The sequence below is a fragment of the Photobacterium kagoshimensis genome (assembly GCF_050337045.1).
GTDB lineage: Bacteria > Pseudomonadota > Gammaproteobacteria > Enterobacterales > Vibrionaceae > Photobacterium > Photobacterium kagoshimensis.
In genome coordinates this window covers 248,195-263,875 of record NZ_JAKJSO010000011.1, presented here as the reverse complement: position 1 = coordinate 263,875, position 15,681 = coordinate 248,195, and the positions used below count along the sequence as shown (strand labels likewise).

Annotated in this window: 11 protein-coding genes; 1 reads left to right on the top strand and 10 read right to left on the bottom strand. The window is 41.8% G+C overall.

The window, feature by feature from the left end; genetic code table 11:
• Positions 1 to 197: 197 nt before the first annotated feature.
• The 9 genes from L4C35_RS08950 to L4C35_RS08910 form a co-directional block, all read right to left on the bottom strand.
• Complete coding sequence (locus L4C35_RS08950; RefSeq protein WP_428462559.1) at positions 198 to 1,301, bottom strand: HNH endonuclease domain-containing protein; 1,104 nt, start codon at positions 1,299 to 1,301, stop codon at positions 198 to 200.
• A gap of 121 nt (positions 1,302 to 1,422) precedes the next feature.
• A complete protein-coding gene (locus tag L4C35_RS08945; RefSeq protein ID WP_428462558.1) occupies positions 1,423 to 3,444 on the bottom strand; it encodes a DNA phosphorothioation-associated putative methyltransferase in 2,022 nt (673 codons plus the stop codon).
• 30 nt (positions 3,445 to 3,474) lie between these two features.
• Entirely contained in the window at positions 3,475 to 4,002 is a 528-nt protein-coding gene (locus tag L4C35_RS08940; RefSeq protein WP_428462557.1) for a hypothetical protein, read from the bottom strand.
• A gap of 209 nt (positions 4,003 to 4,211) precedes the next feature.
• Entirely contained in the window at positions 4,212 to 5,015 is an 804-nt protein-coding gene (locus L4C35_RS08935) for a phytochelatin synthase family protein (RefSeq protein WP_428462556.1), read from the bottom strand.
• Positions 5,016 to 5,038: 23 nt separating this feature from the next.
• Positions 5,039 to 6,205, bottom strand: coding sequence for a M20 metallopeptidase family protein (locus tag L4C35_RS08930; RefSeq protein ID WP_428462555.1), 1,167 nt, complete (start codon positions 6,203 to 6,205; stop codon positions 5,039 to 5,041).
• Positions 6,206 to 6,221: 16 nt separating this feature from the next.
• Entirely contained in the window at positions 6,222 to 7,538 is a 1,317-nt protein-coding gene (locus tag L4C35_RS08925; RefSeq protein WP_428462554.1) for an APC family permease, read from the bottom strand.
• A gap of 820 nt (positions 7,539 to 8,358) precedes the next feature.
• Entirely contained in the window at positions 8,359 to 8,841 is a 483-nt protein-coding gene (locus L4C35_RS08920; protein WP_428462553.1) for a helix-turn-helix transcriptional regulator, read from the bottom strand.
• The gene (locus tag L4C35_RS08915) at positions 8,826 to 10,187 is read right to left on the bottom strand and encodes a type II toxin-antitoxin system HipA family toxin (RefSeq protein WP_428462552.1); all 1,362 of its coding nucleotides are present in this window, start codon (positions 10,185 to 10,187) and stop codon (positions 8,826 to 8,828) included. Before L4C35_RS08915 ends, L4C35_RS08920 begins: the two co-directional genes overlap by 16 nt.
• A gap of 383 nt (positions 10,188 to 10,570) precedes the next feature.
• Positions 10,571 to 11,509 (bottom strand): competence protein CoiA family protein, encoded by a 939-nt coding sequence (locus tag L4C35_RS08910; RefSeq protein WP_428462551.1) that lies wholly within the window; start codon positions 11,507 to 11,509, stop codon positions 10,571 to 10,573.
• 142 nt (positions 11,510 to 11,651) lie between these two features.
• Between L4C35_RS08910 and L4C35_RS08905 the strand changes: the two genes are divergently transcribed.
• Complete coding sequence (locus L4C35_RS08905) at positions 11,652 to 13,988, top strand: TOTE conflict system archaeo-eukaryotic primase domain-containing protein (protein ID WP_428462550.1); 2,337 nt, start codon at positions 11,652 to 11,654, stop codon at positions 13,986 to 13,988.
• A 254-nt stretch (positions 13,989 to 14,242) separates the two neighbouring features.
• On the opposite strand, the gene L4C35_RS08900 is transcribed toward L4C35_RS08905, so the two are convergent.
• Entirely contained in the window at positions 14,243 to 15,571 is a 1,329-nt protein-coding gene (locus tag L4C35_RS08900; protein WP_428462549.1) for an ATP-binding protein, read from the bottom strand.
• Between the last annotated feature and the right edge of the window lie 110 nt (positions 15,572 to 15,681).

Sequence of the window (15,681 nt, the reverse complement as noted above, 5' to 3'; positions counted from 1 at the left end):
TGGATACGTTAGTTTTTTGTTTTTAACGTTACCTTACTCACGTAAGGGGGCCTTATTTTAGAGCAGATAAGGTAGAAATGCACGTTGGATTTATATCTAAAAAAGTTGAGAAGAGATTGTTAGAGGGCTTAAGGGTTTAGCGTGTTTTTTGAGTAACTAACAGGAAAGTTGAGCATTTTTTACTAGGCGTTAGCTTTTTAGCTAGCCTCCCATCCACACTCAAATCCTTGTAACCCGGCCATATCGATAAGTGATTCGATTGTCTTATAAAACCTGTGTTCGAGTTGACTGGAATAGGTACTTAGCTCTATTTCAGTACATTGTAAGCCAATTAAATGATCTTCAATGACAGACTTTTTATTCGTACTAATGGCAAATTGAACTGCACTTTTTTGAATTTTGATAAAGTGCTTTAAGTACTGTTTAGCTGGTAAGTTATTGCTTTTGGAGCTGTTCGTTGTTGGATTAATAGGAATAAGATTCCACTGTTGATCGTGACCAACGAAGCTCCACGGAACAAAGTGATCGAGTTCATAATCATTTAAGTTGATTGGAGTGTTTGTAAAAATACATTTTAAACCAATGTGTTGGATATACTCGTTCCAAAATTTACGCTGCTTAGTTAGACACTCTCGTCTTACTGGTGGAGCTGTTTTGTTTGTTATTGCAGGTGTGTTGGGGTTTCTACGTTGAAGAAACTGAATCCAGTTTAGTTCGGCCCAACTTTCAACTATTTGATAGTTACTCTCAAAATACTTCAGCCACAATGGATGAATTTCAAGCTCAACATCTTTGCTTGTGTTTTCTATGAAGCGGTAGATAGGTTTGGATTGGTCAAACTCTTGGCCCGCCAATTTAAAAGTAAGGGAGTTTTTGTGGTGGTCTGCTTTGCCTTTCAGCTCTTTTGAAAAGAAAGGCTGCAGTAACCGAAAAGGTACGTATTTTTGTAAGTCAACGGCGCTTGATTGGTCAAAGTTATTTGCTATTAGTAGTTTTGCTGCTACGAGTGTTTTGTTATTTACTCTAGATGTATTAAATTTATCTAGTCCAATGGACTTTAGGTGGTGGCGCATCATATCTTGTGGGCCAAAGCTGAGTTTGAAGTAGTAGTTAGGGTAGAGGGACAAAAATAGCATTCGCTCACACAGTGCTCTTACTGCAATGCGCTGAGTGGAGTTAAACCCCCTTTCTTTGACTATTTCTAACAATGCTTTAAAGAAAAGTGGTTTATAAGAGGTGGTTGTGATGTCAAAAAGCCTTGCTAATGCATTTATATTTAGCTGGGGATCTACTGGTAGCACTGCTTAGTAATCACTTATTGTTCAATGTATTAGTTTTCTTAGCGTAACTCACAATAAATCTTATTAATAGCCTTAATATTATTGTTATTAGGTTGTCTATTACCGACTTAGCCATATTGTCTTAACTACCCACAACCCTAAAATTATTCACCTTCCTCTTCTCTTTCTCTAGTAATACATGATATTCCGTTGCTGTGAGTTGGCTTTCTTTGTCCGCGTCGTAGTCAAGCAGCTTAGCTAGCCGCATATCAAAGCGCTGTTGTTTGTTGTAGTTCACGTTATCACTTGAAAGGTATAGGCTCTTGTTCAGCAGCGGTGGCCTTCTGCTCTCATCTACATAATCAAAGAAGTCGATATCCTGATCGGCCATCTTGATTTTGATCCGCTCAACCAAAAATGGCACTGATTTTTCGAAGTCGTCATAAGCCGTTAAGGTGAGTTTGCCTGATGTGATGTGGATTTTGATAAGGTCAATATCATCATCAAGTTCACCGTACATCTGAAGCCCTGCGCCAACATAAACTCGAAGGAGTAGGGGAAGCGAATCTATATGGCTTTTATGGAAAATAAGTGAGTGCTCTTTATTTAACAGGCTTGCAGGTAACAAAGAGTGGGCTTTTTCGCATTGCTGATTGATGAGCTCTTTATCGGCGATAGCAAACAACAGTTCAGTCGCTAAGTTGTTTGCTGTTTTATAGTCAGTAAACAAGGCTTTAATGTCTCGTTTAAGTGATTCCGGCTGTTGGGTGTAGGGTTTACGCTTTTCAAATAGCCCCATTGAAAAGTACAGCATAAGATCTTCTTTTCTGGTTTTTTCTGCGAGTTCAAACTCTTTGGTATCGAACATTTCTTGCAGTAATCCAAATGCTTTTTTGTGCGAACCGATTAATTCTCTTACTTTATCCGACTGTGTGAATTCATCGTTTGCAGGGACTCGCCCAAGCTCTAGGCAGGTGTTCCAAAAGTCATCGAACAAGGTTTGGTGTTGCGTGATGATAAGCTTGGCTTTGTCTTTCGCTTCTACTGGCTCTGGCGAGGTAAGTTGCTGCCATTTGTGATGACGTTTGTACTTGCTTTGGAGGTACTGTTGTTCTTCAAGCTTGTCTTTGAAAATATAGAAAATGCCGGGAGCAACAGTAATAACATCTTCTTGTAGACTGCGCTCGATGTAGGCTTTTATTTCTGACTGGGCGTAGTATTTCTGAAAGGTATTACGAGAGGTGATGACCCCGTCTTTGTAGGGTGTAAATTGGGCGATGTAGTTTTCATTGGCTAACATGACAGACACAACCAGAAACTTCGTTGTTAGCTCCCACGCCCCTAGTAAGGCATCGAGTCGTTCATCTTGATCTTCAATCACATTGAGCACAAAACCTAGATTCACTATGTCTGAAGCTACTTTTTCATTGTCAGGTTGAAAGTTGGGATCCCACCCTAAAGCATCCAAACCGTGCGCTTCTAGCTCTCGTAAATCATCACCACGCCCGCAGCCATAATCGAAGATAGCGTAAGAACCTTCAAGGTAACCGTGCTTAATTAAGGTTTTCATTGGAGCTGAGAGTTCATGGCGCACAATCGCTGTTTTATGGCGATCTATACCGGCTTCATTAGCCGGTGTCATTACCGCTGAACTGCGAAAGAGTCGCCCATCTACAAGTTGATAACCATGTCGTGCAATGAGGTTTTCCCAAGAACGTTTAAAACCAATTAAACGACTATTTTCATACAAGCCTGCATTTTCACCTTCTTGAGTGAGCGAGATAAAGTGTTGATAGTACGCATTGTCTGCTAGCACCATGGTTTCTTTGCGATGAAGGATAGGCGGGTTGTCAGATTCTGCATAACAAGTGACTTTATGGCTTAGTTTTGATAAATCCACATTCAAGCTTTGTTTCAATGCAGGGTAAGAATCGGTATAAAAATCAGGGTAGTGGAGCAGTGATAACCGAAAGTCATGCTTGAATATCTTCACTAGATTCCAATCAGCGTCATCGAGCCGTAGAGCTTTAGCTACAGCAGGAATAAACGCGGCCAATGCATCGGGTATTGCAGAGAGTGCGTCTTTATGAAGGTATAAGGCGTCAGGTAGTTGTTTTCCGACTTTTATTTGTGTTGTGAGTTGCGAGAAAAGTTTGGCATCCATGTTTTAGCCTTCACTGTTGCTTTTTGATTATTATAAATCATCAAACAACGTTGCTGTGGCTGAACCTATCGCACTCTTTTTATTAACGCGAAGCCCATCACTGCGAGTATGCCGAATAAGTGCGTATCGGGCATTTTCAGGGCCAATACTGATGTGTATCGGTTTGTTTTTGCCGTAAAAGTAAAGTCGGTCGAAGGGGAGTGATTGCGTAATATACTTCGCCACTTCATCCATTCGATTTTCGTAGCTTGCCACTAGAATATCGCACGCTGCCCCATCACGTTTACAGATCCGGCTAGCTCTTGTATTTATTTCCATAGAGGCATGCTGATCTATGTCCGGAGCCATATCGCCAGGGCTATTTTTTAATATGTAACGTAAAAGGCTATGACTGGTAAAACCGTAAGTAACGTTAATAGCGCCGAGATGATTTTCTATTGGTATTAATAGCTTATCGCTAAGTAAAGCTAGCTGCTGGTACGAGAGTGAGTTGGCTTGGTTATCTAACGTATAATGTGGATGCTTGCGAAGGTGCCAATTTAAGAGTTGTTCAACCATAGATAACTCCCGCTGAGAATATAAAGTAAGTAACTAAGTAACTGAGTGCCTTTGCTGGTTTAAACAACAGATTACAACGTTATAGATTTGGTAGATAGAACAACGAGCAAACTGCAATCTTCTCTTTATCGATAGCTCTATGATTTGTTAAACAGATAAAGCTAGCCGCCCCACGGTTAGTGAACGGTTAGCTTTAGGTCGGATTGTTATTAATCACTAATGACAGAATAGCCACGGTAGTTATTAACATCGACGGTGTGCATTGCTTTGATCATCATGTCTGCATCTGCCCAGTGCCACAGGTAATCAGCATTGTTTGGATCGAGAATAAGCAGTGAATCGGTTTCTGCATCATAAGCGGCGACAGGTGCATAGTGGCCACCACCATTTTGTTGCATACCTACGCGAGAGTAGTTCACAACCAAGTATTGGTTAGGTGTTTTTAGTGCCTTGATCATATCTGCTTTAATCGCACCGATATCATCAATATTTGATAGCTCATGACTCGTGATTTTAGCACCGTTAGATTCAATTAATTGAGTAAACTGGTCTAATTGTAGGCCGTAATCTTTAAAGTCAGAGCCTTCTTTCGGTTTACCTAACATTTCAATTCGTGGTTTAGGCGAGTTAACCAGCACGGTATTTTGTGTGTAGCGATGGAACAATGGTGACCATACTTTGAATGTCTTATTAGAGTGTTCTGCCTTGCCACCATTATGCGGTAAGTAACCTCTCTCATGGGTCGCAAACTTTGTGGAATCTAGTGGGATTTCACTGCTTTTACTTTCAACGCGTAGTGCATTCAGAACGATAGCCGCCGATGCTACGCCACAAAACATCTTATTTTCTTGCGGTTGATAGTAAACCGACAGCAGTGGAAAATCGGCTTTGTATTCTGCTGTTGAAAGGCGTGAAATGGCCTCGGGTTCATTCCAGTAAACGGTATCGGCTAGAGCATTAAAACTACACGCTAAAGTAAGGGCGAGAGCTGAGGTTTTTAATAGTTTTTTCATTTTCTATCTCGTTGTTCTATGTTCTATGTAAGGCGGCTGTAGGCAATATTGACCAGCATTGAAGCTGAGCGCTGTATGCTGGTGTCATCAAAATCAAAACAACTGGTATGAAGATTCGAACCTTTAGTGCCGATCATGAACCAGCAAGACTCAACCACTTTATCCGTAACGAAAAATTGCATGTCTTCCCCCCCCGCAGAGGCAGGAACGCCAACAATCACGTTATCAGCGCCAAAGAGTTCATTGGCACACTCAATTACGCTATCTGTTGCTTGGTGAGTGTTGATGGTCGCCGGGCATAAAATGTCGAAATTAAGATCGTAAGAAGCGTCATATTTGTTACAAACAAGCTGGGCTATGCGGTGCATTTCGTCACGCATGTAATCAGCAACATGGGCCTCGAAGTAACGCATGGTGCCACTCGCAAAAGCTTGCTCTGGGATCCCGTTAGGCGTGCTACCCGATTTCATTGTGCAAGTTGCAATAATTGCCATGTCATCTTTATGAACGCCACTTGTGATGGTGTTCCATTGGCTAATAATTTCACTTGTGATGATAATAGGGTTAATACACTTGTGGGGGACTGAGCTATGGCCGCTTTTACCGATAACTTCTAATGTGTAAATCTCGCCAGCGCCCGTTGTCGCACCGTAGCGTAGCTGTACGGTTCCATCCTCAAGGCGAGGCATGTTATGAAAACCGTAAAGCTCAGTGTAGGGATGGTCATTATAGAGGCCATCTTTCATCATCGCTTTAGCACCTTGGCCTGTTTCTTCGTTAGGCTGGAATAAGATCTTAACTGTGCCGTTAAAACCGTTATTCTTCGTTAGGTGATAAATGGCCGCTAATGTCACTGCCATATGGCCGTCATGACCACAAGAATGTGCCACTCCCGTGTGTGTAGATGCCCACGTTTCCCCTGATTCATCGTCCATCGGTAAGGCATCCATATCACAACGAAATGCAATTGTTTTGCCCGCCGCTTTACCTTCAATAGTTACCACAATCCCTGTTGTTGCATAACCAAGGTCGTAACTGACGCCCCAAGAGGTTAATAGGTCGATTAAGTATTGCTGTGTTTTGTGTAAATCAAAGCGCAACTCAGGGATCATGTGTAAATCACGACGCCATTGCGTTGCAGCGCTGACCAGGTCCTCATCAATGATGGTTGTGGGTGTAGATACAAGCATTGTCATTACCTATTAATTAAGCGTTAGCAACTGAACGGTTTGTTTTACGGTTAGCAAAGAAGTACAGCGGTGAAATACAGACAACAAAACCAAGGCCGATAAGAATTTTCATTGGATCTTGGTCTGATAGCAGAGCAAGACAAACAAGTACTGCCGCAATAGGAAGAACGGATCCGAACGGTGCCTTAAATGATTGTTGAGCGGCTTTGTCGTTAGCGAAGCGCTTACGGAAAATAAGAATACTGATACAAGTTGGAATGTATTGCGCAAAGCGAGCAACAACAGAAAGCATGGCCAGTTCGGCGAATGAACCACTTAGCGCGATTGGCACTGTTACTAGGCCAGATGCGATGATAGCAACCGCAGGTACGCCTTTTGCTGTTTTCTTACCAAAGAAAGCTGGGATCATTTTATCGTCAGCAAGTGGAAGTAGAGCACGTGGAATATGGAATGATGCTGCCACGTTAATACCAGCAATCGAAATGATTGACCCGATAGTAATTAGCCAAAAACCAAAGTCACCAGAAACCACTTTCGCTGCGTCAGCGAGTGGAGTACCTGATTCCGCAACAGATTCGCCAAGAATACCAACCGTTACCGCCATGACGAGTGCGTAGAACATCATCACGATGCCAAGCGATAGACAGATAGCTTTAGGTAGGTTTTTTTTCGGGTTTTCCATATCTTCGGCAGCAGTACCGAATGTTTCAAATCCAGTAAAAGAGTAAAACGCTAAGATCAACGCTGAAATTACCGTTTCAGCACCTAATGCATAACGAGGATTTGGTGTTGCGTTCGGGATAATGTTGGATGGTTCTACATACCAAATGCCAACAACAATCAAGAAAATCAGCGGTAGCATTTTGGCTACGGTTGACACGTTGTTAACAATTTTTGTGGCGCTAACACCCATTAAATTGATGCCAGTCAGCAGCAGAACAATGCCAGCCACAATGGAGTTACATAGCAGGGCGTTATTGGCAAAGTCAAAGGTACTCGCAAGAATGTTTTTAAAGGCGACAGCCATTACCGCCCAAGCAATACACTGCATAAACCATTTTAAGAACCCCACTTCAAATCCAGCGAAATTGCCGAACGCCTCTTTGGTATAGACATAAGCGGCACCATTTTTACTGAAATAGCCGGCCGCTTCAGCAAAGCAAAGTGCGATAGTGGCAACGATAGCCCCTGTGATAAACACGATAGCGACTGACCAGTCACCAGCAAATTTGTATAGAGATGCAGGAAGTAAGAAAATCCCTGAACCGATTATTGAGTTAAAACCGAGAAGAACGATAGACCATAAGCCTAATTTCTTTTGATTATCTTTCATTTTAACAATCCAATTGTTTAGTAAGTTATACTCTCTCAAGGGTGCAAAATTAATTGCATCTTTGTTGTGTGGGCACAAAATAATATGCATGAAGAGATAATGAAAGGGGTGTTCGATATCGAATCTCAATAGTTTGATGTTGATCATGTGTGGTTTTTGGTTGTGTGATCTGACGCAAAAATATGCGATGGGTAAATGTAGATATTGGGACGGTTGCGAACTTTTTTCCGTTTTAGTTGGTTTTTGTTAGGTTTTAGCCCACCAGATCGAATGATAAATAGCCGCTTTTACCTTTTCTGATGATGTTAAATGGCATTTTTAAGCAAATCACAAAGGGTGTTTGATGTTGAGGTTCGCATGTTATTGTGTGTTTGTTTTCTGTTTGGGTTGGTATTGAAGTTGTGATGCCTTAGCTGCTGGTGATTGGTAATGTGAAAAGGTGGCAACATTTGTTGCAAGATTTGTGCAAATATATTTGCATGGTGCTGGTGTTGAAAGGCTTTACGATAGGAAATCAGATTGATGCTTAACAAGGGTTAGTCTTTGGTTTATTGCAGATACAAAAACGGGACACCCGAAGATGTCCCGTTTTCAAACGTTTGGTAGCGCTGGCGGGAGTTGAATGGTTGTCTCATTTGTATAGGATTCAATGGTTTAAAACGGTTGTTTGAATTTAGTGTTACATTGAATGTTACATGAAAATCCTACTTCAAAAGGAACTGAACCCCCGTCCAAATATAACTTTTAGCTATTACGGACTGGCGAAATTATAGCAAAATAATCTTAAAATTATCTGCGACCGTTAGCTATCAGTAGGTGATCAGTTATTATCGAGCAATGAGTTTAGCATACTCGATGAGGACGGGATTAGACCAACTTTTAGACCAAAAGGTTTGAAGACTTTATTCAATATATCTGTTTTGTAGTTACCACGATCATTCTCTATATCAGAGAGGGTTTTTCGGGACACATCTACGAGCCTTGCGTAAACATCTTGCTTTAAACCTAACACATTGATCCGAAGCTCTTTCAGTGCCTGACCTTGGGTTAGTTCGCCGAACAATAGTTGTTTAACTATTTGATTTACTATCCTGCTGCGTTCGGTTGCTTTTGGAGGTAGAGTCTTTTTTGATGCCCTTTGAGAAGTGCGACCTCCGAGGTTAACAGTATCAGCCTTTACGTTGACGTCACTGTTCGTATTGTGAGGACTAGAGACCTGTTTGCGATTATGTCGGAGACGATTAACGACATCATTTATAGACTCTTTAGATGACTTGTTATTATTGCTCATAACAGCCCCCATTTTTTCAATTTTTCAGGGATATGATTTAATCCAATAGCTGGCATTTTAATGATCTGCTCTGGAACCCCACGAGCAATCAGTCTTTCTTTAAGATCCAGACATTTTTCTGCGGTATCTTTAAGCTCGCTCAGTAAGAGCTCACTCGGCACAAGGTCAGACAGTGATTCTGCAATACCGATAAAATTGTAAGTGCCTCCAACTTCTAGTGGGGTTTTCCATTTTGTCGTTCTTGGAATACCTTCTGGATCGGCTTTCATTGGAGCAAAGTCGTAGATTGGGGCTAATTTAATATAACCATCACCTTTTAAGAATGAGGTGTTTCTACCGTGGTTGTCACTATTGCCAAATAGGATGTTGAGTAAGTCTCTCTTTACCCACTCTACAACAAAGCTCTGAACATCAAAGTCATACCCTTGATTTTGCACCATATGACTATGGGTGATTTTTTCAATTAACGTTCTAATCGTCGCTTCATGCTCTAGAGTAACGCCTGCACCTTTATTCAAAATGGAGTAGACAGACTCCATTCCGAACTTTTCAATCTGTTGCTTTTCGTTAAAACGAATATCAAACCTAGGCAACCATAAAGAAGGGTAGTTTAATCCTTCTTCTAATCGCATATTTTGGATTGTGATGGTATCAAAACCCATAGTGGTGAGTTCGTGATAATAATGGAACTCAGCTCGAAGAATATTGCAGTCAACAGTGCTTCTTGAGCCTCTAGGATACTTGACTAAATAGTGTAGATCTTGGTTGGTGTTATCATCTTGATAAGGATCGATCCATATCTTACTTGGCTCTGTGATTTCTTTAGAGCAACGCAAGATTAGTTTTGGAGCTTCACCTCCTGCGCCTGTCGCACCGCCAGCCGCAGCCCCTCTTTGTTGAGCGTAATCTAAAAAGTCACTTGCGCGATTTTTTACATCGTCTAGAGAAAAGTAGAGGGTATCTGACTCTTCATAACGTTCTGGTAGAGAGTCTTTTACTCGCAAGTTGCCGATAGGCGACATTGTGCCAAACTTTAGTAAGACATAGTCTTGTTCATCAATTGAAAGGTCTTCAATGTCTAGGTGTTTGACCCAATAGCGTCTGCTTGCTCCACTTGGCATGATGTCATCAAGAAAAGTTAGCCATCCAGGTCTCCCCATGTCGTCAAAGAAAAAAGATACAGGCAGGTTCATTGATACGGCGTGTAGGTCATCTTTTTCATGATGTTCTAATGCGTAGTCTCCGAGGTAATTGAGTTCAGTCACTCGGAAGTTGTTCTGTTCACTTTTCGGGAATGAAATGACAGCAATGTCTAGCCATTCACCTTTGATAAAGGCTTGTATGTTTAATTCTTCCATTGAGGACTCCACTCTATCTATGAGTAGTATAGTACTCATAATTCTTGGTTTTATCAATTAATGTGTAAGTTTTTACGCATAGTAGGTGAGAGAGCTTGTTTAGGCTTCTAGTTTAGAGATCCGCTCGTTGTTCAAATTAGCATGGTAGTGCGGAGCATACAGTATTGTGTCCTAGTGGTTGATTGGAAGGCGTATTTGCCACTAATGATACTTGAACTACTCATTATCTTGATTTTTCTTCATTTATGAAACCTTAACTACTCATTAGTTATTTAAAGAGCTTGAGCCTGAGAAACAAAAGCTGGGAGTATCAGGTTCTGTTCATTTTTTTAGTTTGTTCATAAAAAATGAACGGGGGAAGAAAATGAACACTTGATGTGTCTTTATCTCGAAGAGATTTCACTAGCATACAAATGACTATGACATTTGGGGCAGGTAGGTTGCCCTGGTAATGAAGCTTGCCATTGGCAGTTACACATGATGCATTCGAATGTTGCTGTTTTTTTTGGTATCGGTGGCGGAGGAGCTATCGGCTTGTTTCTTGGCATAAGCCAAGGGTCGCTGTGTAGAGAGGATGAACGGTCTCTAGAACTAGAGTGACTAGTTGTTGAGTGAGATTTGGGTTGATAGCTAGCGATAGCCGAGTTCAAACGTTGATATGCTGCTTTCTGCATTGACGCTTTTCGTGGATGAAATACCCAACTCTTAGACGACAGGTCATTCTGTAGAAAGTGCTTCAGCCTATCTAGCTGCCGAGTTCCAGTTCTATCTTCTTTGAACAAGTAATGTGTATCATCGAGTTTAATTTCTAGCACAGCACTTTTTTGGTTATTGGATACATCAAGCCCCGTAGGGAGTGGTCGACTTGGATGGGTAAAGTATATGACAAAAGAGAAGCCTTGAACCTTACCAACAATGTCGACAATACAATTTGAAAACGGTGCTTCCTTATGTACGTCTTCTAGTTCGATAGTTGTTTGTTTTGCTACCAGAAATTTTTCTTTGAACTGAGTTCCTTTAGCCTGACGAGCTACTGTGCACTTGTACTCTGGGAGAGCGATCCTAATACCTGTTTCGATAACTTGCCTTGCCATCATTCTGACGGAAACAAAGAAGGAAAAATCACACTCTTTATCGGTGTTATCTACTTTGCGGGTTGCATGAGCAAAGTGCCACTGTTTCTCCTCTCCTTGTCGGGCTATGAGTGGAGTGTGACAGGATGGGCAGATACAGCCACATCTCTTTCCGCGAACAACATCAGAGACATCCACGAAGGAACGGTCTCTGATTCTCAAACCAAAAGGAACGTGTTGCAGTGTCATGTGGCCCTTGTGCTTTAAATTTTTGGGATATTGGCATCATAATAAGTTAGAAAGCTTGGTCAATATGTTAGGCAGTTGGCAATAATGCTAATAGCTTGATATGTATTGATTTGTGTTGTCAGACCTGACGCTGGGACTAAATATGAATGAGCTTGAAAAGATTGAACAGCAGATCTTAGAGTTAAGGGCAAAGTTAAGCCACTTAGAACAGCGTCGTCAATCTTTGCTAGCTCAAGGCGATAGCGTCGTGGCGAGTGCCCCAAAGGAATATTCTCCAGATCAAAAGATCGCTTTATTTAAGAGCTACTTTAAAGGGAATGAAAAATGTTACGCGCATCGTTGGCAGAACAATAAAGGGAGAAGTGGTTATGCAGTTGCTTGCTTTAATGAATGGCAGCAAGGGCTCTGCAACAAACCTAAAGTAAAATGTTTGGAGTGTCCCAACCAGGCGTTTAAACCACTAGATGAAGAAGCACTCTACAATCACCTAGTAGGACAAGAAGTTATTGGCTTATACCCAATGCAACCAAACAACACATGTTGGTTGTTAGCTGTTGATTTCGACAAAAGCGATTGGCAATTAGCGTCAAAAGCCTATGTTGATGCATGCCAACAAAATGGAATTGATTGTCTACTAGAGCGATCAAGGTCAGGGAATGGGGCACACGTGTGGATTTTCTTCGAGCAAGCCATAGAAGCCAAGCTAGCTCGTCAGATGGGCTTTTTTCTATTAGATGAAGCGATGAAAATTCATGGGGCTTTATCTTTTGAGTCTTACGATAGGCTTTTTCCTAACCAAGATGTTCTGCCCGTAGGGGGGATCGGTAATCTAATAGCTTTGCCATTGCAAAAGCAATCACGTTCATGTGGAAACTCTACATTTGTTGATCAGTCCTTTGTTGCTTTTGTCGATCAATGGGCTGCTCTGTTTTCAACACAGCGTGTTCCACGTGTAAAAGTTGAAGCGCTTTTGAACAGTTATGAACACCAAGAGCAAACATCGGCTGACAGCAGCCAGCAAGTCCCCTGGGAGCGCTCGCTACCAACTAGAATTGTCATAGAGGATTGCCCTAAAGTGTTGCAAGTGGTCATCGCTAATAGACTCTATATTCCGCTGTCTAGTCTTCCTAACCCATTAATTGCTCAGTTAAAGAAAATCGCATCTTTCTCAAATCCTAAATTCTTCAAAGCTCAGGGATTGCGCTTATCGACAAATGGCATTGCTCGGTTTATTTGTCTAGCGGAGATAGACAGTGGCTACTTGAGTTTGCCTAGAGGGTGCTTGGATGATTTGGAGGATATCTGTTCTTCTTATGGTATGTCGTTACAGCTAGAAGATAAGAGAGTTAAAGGGAAGCAACTAGCGACTATCACATTTGTCGGTTCTCTGCGTTCTGCACAACGTAAAGCTGTCGATATACTTCTTCAATATGAGAATGGTGTGCTTCATGCGCCTACAGCGTTCGGCAAAACGATTACCGCGATTGGCCTGATATGCCAAAGGAAGGTTAATACTTTAGTGCTGGTTCACAATAAACAACTCGTCGAGCAGTGGGAAGAGAGATTAAAGGTCTTTGCTCAGGGTGTTGAGGTTGGTGTGTGGACTGGAAGCAAGAAGAAGCCCACGGGGCAGATCGATATTGCGACGTATCAAAGTTTGGTCAATAGAAGTGACAACAGCGTTAATAAATTGGTTCAGGGTTATGGGCAAATAATCGTCGATGAGTGCCATCATTTATCCGCACCTCAATTTGAACGAGTTTTATCTGAATCCCATGCCAAGTTTATTGTTGGTATAAGTGCTACCTTAGAGCGACGAGACGGGCATCAACCGATTATCTTCATGCAGGCGGGTAAGATTAGGCATAGCATCAAGTCCGATCAAGGAGCTCGGTTAGTCCAGCGATTGGAAAAGAAAGTCTTATCATTTGAAGTCCCTCTAAATTTGGTTTCTGATGAGCCTAAACCGCATATATCCGATGTATATCGCTGGTTGATGCTGCACTCTGAACGTAACAAGGTCATAGTTGATGACATCAAAAATGAAGTTGCTAAAGGAAAAGTTCCCATTGTATTAACAGAGCGAAGAGAGCACGCCAATATCATTTCTAGGATGTTAGAGGATACTGGACTTAACCACCAAATGCTTGTTGGAGCTATGAAAAAAAAGCAGCAAGCGGAAGTTATGGCAAAACTAGCAACCACCGAAGTACTTGTTGCTACTGGGCGCTTTATTGGAGAAGGCTTCGACTTACCTAGATTAGATACGCTGATATTGGCACTGCCAGTATCCTGGAAAGGTTCGCTTATTCAGTATGTGGGGCGAATTCAGCGTGAGTTTGAAGGGAAAGATGAAGTTAAAGTTATCGACTACGTCGACCCGAAAATCCCAATGTTGTCGAGGATGTTTAAGAAAAGAGAGAAAGGTTATCGTGCCTTGGGTTTTGAGGAGGCTCCAGAAGAGGGACTGTTAATATAGCTTATGCCCAAACTTTGTCGGTTTGAATTGGTCGAGTTAGTTTCATTACCGCTATCCGCAGCAAAAAAAGGAATGTTTCCTCATGATTGTAGGCTGACCATCCATGAAGAAACATTGATAATGGTTCGTAAAGTGCGGTTCGCAATTTACAAACAGGGACGTTTTTATCGCTTAAGCTTCAGTGACGCTCGTAAGTGGCAATCTCTGGAAAATACGCTAGCACACATACAACTAATACTAATACCTCCAAACCTTCAGTCATCGCCCCCCTTTAGGTGCTCAAGCAAATATTCTGTGTAGTACAAAGGCATGACAATATGTTTGGTTTCTGTTGCTGGTGAGCCTTGAGTGCCTGTAAGTTTGATCGTCTTGTGGGGCTTGCACTTTTCGATGTAAGACTGTAATGATTTTGCACGAGTTCGCTTACCGCTCTTTACTTCTACAGGCACAATACGACCTAGGTCATCAGCGATGACGAACTCTATCTCAGCCCTTGCATCTCCCCAAGAGAAACTTGGTTCAATACCTAGTGCGGTGATTTCCTGTTGAACATAGTTTTCTGCGACATATCCCTTGTATTCATAGCCTTGCTGTTTGATTTCACGGTATCCCGTGCCGAGCATATGGTTCAATAGCCCTACATCAAAGAGAAATAGTTTAACCGTATTTTCTTTCTGATAAGCAGCTAAGGGAGAGCGAGGTTGTCCTTCAATAGGGTGATTCTTTAGCGCAAGTCGACATTTGTGAAGCCATGTGATTGCACTTTCATATTCAGCATAACGAGATTTGCGTTCGTGAACTCCCTTGAATTTGAACCGTTTAACGGAGTCATCGAATACCGAAGATAACTGGGCTGGGATGCTTCTAAATACAGATTCGATGAGTTGCGCATCCACTTTTCCAGAGTATTTTCCGAAATCACGCATGTAGCCCTCAATTAAGTTTCGATGGACTTCAGAGACGGCTTCAATTCGGTCAATGATGCTGAGTTGAGAGTTTTCGAACCACGAGTTTACGGCTTCAGGCATGCCGCCAACGAAGTAATAATCGGTTAGTCGCTCGATTAACTTGGAATGAGCCGCAGAAGAATTCAGTTTTTGGTCAAACGCTTTTTGAAGTGCTTTTTCTCCAGATGCCCACAAAAACTCCCTGAAAGTCAGTGGCCTTAAGTTGTGTTGTTCAACTTTTCCAACAGGGAAGGAGGTGAGCAATCCGATATTGGAACCACTTGCAGCCACATAAGCTTTGGGAGCCTTTTCGGCAAAGTATTTAAGAGCGGTAACCGCTCTTGGGCATTCACCAATTTCATCTAAAATTAGAAGATCTGTAGATGGTTCGAAGATTTGTCCTGTTAAGAGTTCAATGTTGGTGATGATGTCATCAGGATTGAGAGAACCAGAAAAAGCTTCGATTAACTCAGGGCTTTCTAAAAAATCGATCCTTAGGACATTTTCGAATGTGCTTCCTAATAGCTCCTGCAATAAGAATGTTTTACCAGTTTGTCTAGCACCGTCAATTAGTAAAGGCTTCCTAGTTGGCTTGTCTTTCCAGGTGAGTAGATTCTCAAGCAGTGTTCGTTTCATCTGGCCACCTTAGTGATAGCGATTTCATGGTCGATGTTTATTACATAAAAACGCGCGATAAAATGCAAGGTTAAACTTTTTAATGCGCATAAAAGTGATTAATTTTACAT

Coding starts and splice junctions, on each gene's coding strand:
- L4C35_RS08945 (WP_428462558.1), bottom strand. CDS start 3,444: ATGGATGCCAAACTTTTCTCGCAACTCACAACACAAATAAAAGTCGGA.
- L4C35_RS08940 (WP_428462557.1), bottom strand. CDS start 4,002: ATGGTTGAACAACTCTTAAATTGGCACCTTCGCAAGCATCCACATTAT.
- L4C35_RS08935 (WP_428462556.1), bottom strand. CDS start 5,015: ATGAAAAAACTATTAAAAACCTCAGCTCTCGCCCTTACTTTAGCGTGT.
- L4C35_RS08930 (WP_428462555.1), bottom strand. CDS start 6,205: ATGCTTGTATCTACACCCACAACCATCATTGATGAGGACCTGGTCAGC.
- L4C35_RS08925 (WP_428462554.1), bottom strand. CDS start 7,538: ATGAAAGATAATCAAAAGAAATTAGGCTTATGGTCTATCGTTCTTCTC.
- L4C35_RS08920 (WP_428462553.1), bottom strand. CDS start 8,841: ATGGGGGCTGTTATGAGCAATAATAACAAGTCATCTAAAGAGTCTATA.
- L4C35_RS08915 (WP_428462552.1), bottom strand. CDS start 10,187: ATGGAAGAATTAAACATACAAGCCTTTATCAAAGGTGAATGGCTAGAC.
- L4C35_RS08910 (WP_428462551.1), bottom strand. CDS start 11,509: ATGACACTGCAACACGTTCCTTTTGGTTTGAGAATCAGAGACCGTTCC.
- L4C35_RS08905 (WP_428462550.1), top strand. CDS start 11,652: ATGAATGAGCTTGAAAAGATTGAACAGCAGATCTTAGAGTTAAGGGCA.
- L4C35_RS08900 (WP_428462549.1), bottom strand. CDS start 15,571: ATGAAACGAACACTGCTTGAGAATCTACTCACCTGGAAAGACAAGCCA.